Genomic DNA, 5593 nt, shown 5'->3' with positions numbered 1-5593 from the left:
GCTTCGAGAAACTGGCCGTGCATGATTTACCCAGAATCTCGACTTCGAACCCCGCTGCCGCTGTGTCGACCCTGGCTTTTATAAAACCCAGGGCCAGGCGGTTTCGCGAAACTCTTTCTTTATCTTGGTGGAATAGGGAAAATAGGATCTGAATTCTTCCTATACTCATTAACAACGTGCTAATCCACTTTGGCTACGCGATTTAGTCGATAAATTGTTTGGTCGCTGGGATTGCATCTGCCAGAGCTTCAAGTCCGCGGTTGTTATAACTTTGCTTCATCATTTTGACCGCTTCTCCAACCAGCACCTCGAAACAGAAATCCAACTATTCGTGTCCACTAGCTGACCAGAGGCTGCGCGCATCCATCAGGGCCAAAATCACCACCATAGATATGTAACGACATACCGTAGCTATCTCCCGGGTTTTCGATGTAGTGCATGACGTCCGCTGGCAGATCGATGACTTCCCTTTTTTGCAACTCAAGGTTCCTGTTGGCTTTATTCCAGTACCAGTTTCATCTGGTTCGAAAATAGTGCCTACTTCTTCACCTTCGGGCTGGCCAATACAGGCAAATAACGTGTGATTGTGTATGCCACTCTGGAATCTCGGCGGGATGCGCGCGAATAACATAGTCAACTCTTCCGAGGCATGAACGATCATTTCTCTGATACTGGCACCGGGGATACCGCAGCCTGTAGTATCTTAATAATGTCATTGGGGTCATTTCTCTGCATCATCTTTTCTAGATACTGTTTTGCATCTAGGCCGCGATCATCGGACTCGTTCATGGCTTTTTTCAGCCCAGTGCGAGTTCATCAAAATTAAAATTTGTCATGGCAGAAATTTTAATCATTTCAACACCACAGGAAATGCCTCTATTTCAGCAGCCACTTGGTGATGGATCTCAATGGGGTATCAGTCTGACTTAAGCAGTACAACCCAAATAGATGGGTTAGCGCAATCATTTATCATTGGCAAATCATTTCTAGGCAACGGTTCATGCGCGCTGACTTTAGGGGGTAACATCTTTTTGGGACACAGACTTGAGAGTGATTTAAACCTGATCGATTGCAATAAGAAAGGAGCTACAGATTTTGCTTTTCATGTAAATAATCCAGAAAAATGCGATGTAGTAAGCTTTAATAAAAATGGTGAAACCATAGGCTTAGAGGAACAACCCAATAATCCGAGATCACAATATGCTATCACTGAATTATTTTTTTACGATAATCAGATAGTTGATTTTGCTTATGATTTAAAACCATCAAAACGCGGTGAACTTGAAATTACCGATATTAACAAACAATATCTCGATTTAGGGCAACTACAGGTCAATATCATGGGCAGAGGTTAAAAATTGCATGCCCCCAAGGAAATAGCTTTGCACCTTGAGTTAATAAATATCGAGCCACTTGAAAAATAACTGAGTCATTGTAGAACAGTTATGTTAAATACTTGCTTAACCTGATCGAATGAGAGTTTGTCAGAAGCCGGGTAATAACAATCATGCTCACACTAATATGGATATCTAAAAAATTCTAAGAATACGTATAAAGCGCCATGGAAAATAATATAGCCCTAATAACCAAAAACCATAAAAATGCAATTTTAATTTATATAGTTTTTATCTTTAGCTTCCTTCTTTTATTACTCCAATCCATTCAACCTATTCATCCCTTTGATGAGTTTTTTTACTTGCAAGCTGGTAAAGACTATCTGGAAAAGGGGCTCTCACCTTGGATTGATCATTATAGCTTCACGTTTTTTGGTGAGAAAATAAAGTACTTTCCAGTCTTATACGGGATAACTTTCGCAAGTATCGTGAGCTACCTCGGCTTAATATTTGGTTATCAATTTTTCTTGGCATTGCATCTTTTCATCATTCTAACTGCACTGTTCGTTTATACCAAAAAAATCGAGTGTAGTTGGCAGGTCACATTACTGATAGTACCCATTTTATTGTATTTTCTGCTACTCCGAATTAACCCTAGACCAGAGTTGCTTGGTAATGCTCTGATTATTGTCTGTTTGATGCTCTATTTTAAAGCGCGAAGTAATTTCAGTTATCAGAATTTAATTCTAATCTCTTTAGTATTGCTCTTTTGGGTTAACTGGCACACCCCTATTTTTGGATACATTATTTTCTTTGCTTTATTCGTAGACAAGTTCTTTGACAAAGTCTTCAAGAGGGGGGAGTCATTTACCTGGAAATTTTGGACCTTCTGGGGAATCATTATTTTCTGTATTGGCTTTATTCATCCAAATGATGGTCATTTTTTTATTGAGCTAATTTTTTTTGGTGGAGACGATTGGAGTAGCATAGTCCATGAGTTTGTACCAGTAGATTCGGAATATTTTTATCGATTTCAATATAATTTGCTTTTGTTTGGAGCTGCTATATCAATCATTTTCTTTACGATAAAAAAGCAATATGGCCTAATTTTTATTATTCTGATTTTAATTGCAGTTTCGGCACTGATGCACCGGTTACTTACTCAGTCGTCGATTATAATTTTGTTGTTGTTGATGTATGTACTTAGTCATCAGGACAGCAAAAACTTTATTTCATCCTTAAAGCCATTAATTCAAAAGCTACTTTCCTTTACCTGGGGAGTAATAATTTTGTTTGCTCTTATAGGGTTAACTAACACAGGCATACAGCTATTATCTACTAAAGGTCTTAGTCAATTAAAGGAAAATTTATATCCCGTAGAAACTGTAAATTACCTAAAGCTGAACAAGAAACAGGGGCATGTTTTCAATGACTTTGGACTAGGTGGATATAATATATATAACCTTCCGTCAGGTTTTAAGGTCTTTTGGGATGGTCGCTTAAATCTTCTTTACCCTTTTAATTTTGCCAAAAAGTATTTAGAGGCCCAAGAAAATTTTGCAAATGTATTCAGTAATGAAGTCGATAATTATCAAATAGATTATGTCATACTAAAAATAGACCAAAATGATTACTTTATCGTTACTCAGCATAAGGACTATTTTCTTGAATACGTAGGCAAGACTTTTTTTCTTTTTTCAAAAAAATCTGATAATCAAGAAAACAACCTAAAAGTGAGTAGTAAGTTATCTTTATTTCCTATGTGCTGGGAATCGTCATTACATGAGGATATTCTAGAGGAACAGAAAAAAACACAATCAGTTATATTCCCTCGAAACTCAAGAATGAAACGGTTATTTTCTGTAGTGAGTAATTATGATTTGCATGAAAACAAATTGGATGCTTTCAATCAAAATTATATTCAAAGTTTAAAGGGAGATGCAGAAAAACGGTTGCTTGCCTATATGGCTATAAAATCAAAGGAATATTCGCCCGCCATGTTTTTATTTTCAACATTAGAAACTCGGGAGAATCGAGATTTGCTAATGTTAATTGCTGCCATGCTTAAAGCAGGGGAGCTTGAACAGGCGATGGAGCTAATAACCATTTTATCTTCTTCTGAGAAAATGGCTAATCTTGATCGAAAGTCATTAGTTCCTTTTGAAAAGGCCATACTATTAACGCTAATAGAGCAGTCAAAAGGACAATTAAATTTTAGTCCTGAGGAGAGCAAGTATATCGAGGAGCTAAAAAATAATTTTCAATCTGAGAACTTTAATTTTAGTCTGCCTTTAAAATCAATTTTTCCTGAAGCAGGGTGTAAGAAACTTTTTTCAACTTGATGGCTGATTTTTCTTATCGGTTTTGGTTTTATTTATTGCTAAAAAAATTTTTAATGACAGTAACGACTCGATTTTGATCTTTTTCCGTTATTGCGTAGTAGACAGGAATTCGGATTAAGCGCCCTCTTATTCGATCAGTTACTGGAAGGGTGTCGCCTGCCCCGCATATCTCACCGATTTGCTACTGTGGTCGCTGCAAAGCGCTCGCTACGGAATACGGTGAGATATGCGGGCTAATTGCCAGTCTGGCCTCAAATAGCTAGCTACGAAGAGCTTCGAGAAACTGGCCGTGCATGATTTACCCAGAATCTCGACTTCGAACCCCGCTGCCGCTGTGTCGACCCTGGCTTTTATAAAACCCAGGGCCAGGCATTGCCCGAGGCGAAACCCGGTGCCGCCGGAGCTGACGTAACCGACACATTCGTCCCTGTACAGGATGGGATCGCCCGCCATGGGATCAGCATCCTCATTGTCGACGACGAGCCTTACCTAGCTCGCTAGATCTTTGACTACAAGCGCAAAAGCGTGCACAAAAAAATCGCCCAAATACCTGAGAAATACACCCAAAACGCGCAAAAGCGCAACCGAGGAGGATGACCACAGGCCAGCCGTAGGTGCGCAGCACAGAACGTGCAGTACAACCTCTCCAGGCGCGCTATCTTTTAGCCCTTGAAGGTCAGCGACTTCTGATGATTTGTGTGTGTGTTCAAACGGTGATCCCAGTTCGGCACTTTCCTTTTATACACCGCGATTAATAATTGTATATGTGGTATACTTAATTTAATTTGTTGTTCTTTCTACGTTTGTTAACTCAGCGTAGCATCAATCGCATCATTTCTATCGTCGCCACCTAAATTCTGGCTTCGCAGTTCTCGCAACGTAACATTGTTCATCTAGATTCTGTAACTGCTATACATTTACGCTGCGCTGTTGTTGTCTGCTGATTCTAGCGCTTTGCCGACAAAATTCTCTATCTACTTGATATCAAACAAGATTATCAAGTATCACTTTTTGGATCACTATGTCTACAGACCATGCAGAATTACGAGAGCTACAACCAACTATTCTTTCCTTCGTAAAAGATCTCCCCAACTTGTGTTCGCTTGCGGGACTGGCTTGCACAATATTATCGATTTACTTCAGCATTCTGGGCATTTATTACGCAGCAATGATTGGCATGATCTGGGCCGTTGCTTTTGACTGGGCGGACGGGCTTATTGCACGAAGAATGAAAGGGCGGACAGGGGACGATCGAGTTTTTGGCGGCCAACTTGACGTATTAATCGACATTGTAAGCTATGGTGTCGCGCCGGCCGTTCTTCTGCTAAGTTTTGGAAAATTCGATCCTGTATTTCTGGTAGGCGCTTTCTTAATGCTCGCAGCGAGTGCGATACGGTTGAGTTATTTCAGCACATTCGGTCTTTCTGATGGATCGAAATACACAGGCCTAGCTCTCGATAACAACAATATAATTCTGGTTTTCATATTTTTATTTGAAAGTGTTTTGAGTCAGGGAATTTTTTCGGTCGTTCTTTATGCCAGCGGTATAGGACTAGCGATCCTGAACGTGTCCCAGATCAAGACACCCAAACTTTCTGGAAATCCGGTCAATGTTTATATTCTTGCGATTTATACGCTAGGAATGACAGGTTTTTATGGCTGGAAACTTTTATAGAAAATCGACGAGATTGAAAAGGCACAGCAACAAAAATTACTTTAAATTGCGGAGCTAAATAGCACAATGATTGTATATACGGTAGGTACTTTTGATTTATTACATGTAGGACATCTTGCTTTATTAGAGTACTGTGGGACACTTGGTGATGTCGTAGCAGTTGGTGTCGCCTCCGACAAAGTGGTGAATTCCTACAAGCCCAATGTACCTGTTATTCCCCTTGATCAACGAGTGGAAATGCT

Annotated in this window: 5 protein-coding genes and 1 pseudogene; 4 read left to right on the top strand and 2 right to left on the bottom strand. The window is 39.7% G+C overall.

Features of this window, described 5'->3' with window-relative positions:
• Positions 1–657: 657 nt before the first annotated feature.
• Positions 658–789 carry a hypothetical protein gene (locus tag Q0X72_RS13200; RefSeq protein WP_297766343.1) on the bottom strand — a complete coding sequence of 44 codons (132 nt, stop codon included), beginning with the start codon at positions 787–789 and terminating at the stop codon, positions 658–660.
• Between the two features lie 119 nt (positions 790–908).
• Between Q0X72_RS13200 and Q0X72_RS13195 the strand changes: the two genes are divergently transcribed.
• Together Q0X72_RS13195 and Q0X72_RS13190 are read left to right on the top strand one after the other, a co-directional pair.
• The gene (locus Q0X72_RS13195) at positions 909–1355 is read left to right on the top strand and encodes a sugar phosphate nucleotidyltransferase (protein WP_297766340.1); all 447 of its coding nucleotides are present in this window, start codon (positions 909–911) and stop codon (positions 1353–1355) included.
• A gap of 206 nt (positions 1356–1561) precedes the next feature.
• A complete protein-coding gene (locus Q0X72_RS13190) occupies positions 1562–3676 on the top strand; it encodes a hypothetical protein (protein WP_297766337.1) in 2115 nt (704 codons plus the stop codon).
• 207 nt (positions 3677–3883) lie between these two features.
• On the opposite strand, the pseudogene Q0X72_RS13995 reads toward Q0X72_RS13190, so the two are convergent.
• A pseudogene (locus tag Q0X72_RS13995) lies at positions 3884–4153 on the bottom strand (glycine cleavage T C-terminal barrel domain-containing protein); the annotation flags it as partial.
• A gap of 544 nt (positions 4154–4697) precedes the next feature.
• On the opposite strand from Q0X72_RS13995, the gene Q0X72_RS13185 reads away from it, so the two are divergent.
• Both Q0X72_RS13185 and Q0X72_RS13990 read left to right on the top strand, forming a co-directional pair.
• A complete protein-coding gene (locus Q0X72_RS13185) occupies positions 4698–5351 on the top strand; it encodes a CDP-alcohol phosphatidyltransferase family protein (protein WP_297766335.1) in 654 nt (217 codons plus the stop codon).
• 66 nt (positions 5352–5417) lie between these two features.
• A partial coding sequence (locus tag Q0X72_RS13990; RefSeq protein WP_367180465.1) for an adenylyltransferase/cytidyltransferase family protein occupies positions 5418–5593 on the top strand: 176 nt, incomplete at its 3' end.

This window comes from uncultured Muriicola sp., from assembly GCF_947258935.1.
In the GTDB taxonomy this organism is placed as follows: domain Bacteria; phylum Bacteroidota; class Bacteroidia; order Flavobacteriales; family Flavobacteriaceae; genus Muriicola.
This window is presented reverse-complemented; position numbering and strand designations above follow the sequence as displayed.

Bases quoted from the DNA above. Each gene is read 5' to 3' on its own strand.
- Q0X72_RS13185 (WP_297766335.1), top strand. From the start codon at position 4,698: ATGTCTACAGACCATGCAGAATTACGAGAGCTACAACCAACTATTCTT.
- Q0X72_RS13200 (WP_297766343.1), bottom strand. From the start codon at position 789: ATGAACGAGTCCGATGATCGCGGCCTAGATGCAAAACAGTATCTAGAA.
- Q0X72_RS13195 (WP_297766340.1), top strand. From the start codon at position 909: ATGGGGTATCAGTCTGACTTAAGCAGTACAACCCAAATAGATGGGTTA.
- Q0X72_RS13190 (WP_297766337.1), top strand. From the start codon at position 1,562: ATGGAAAATAATATAGCCCTAATAACCAAAAACCATAAAAATGCAATT.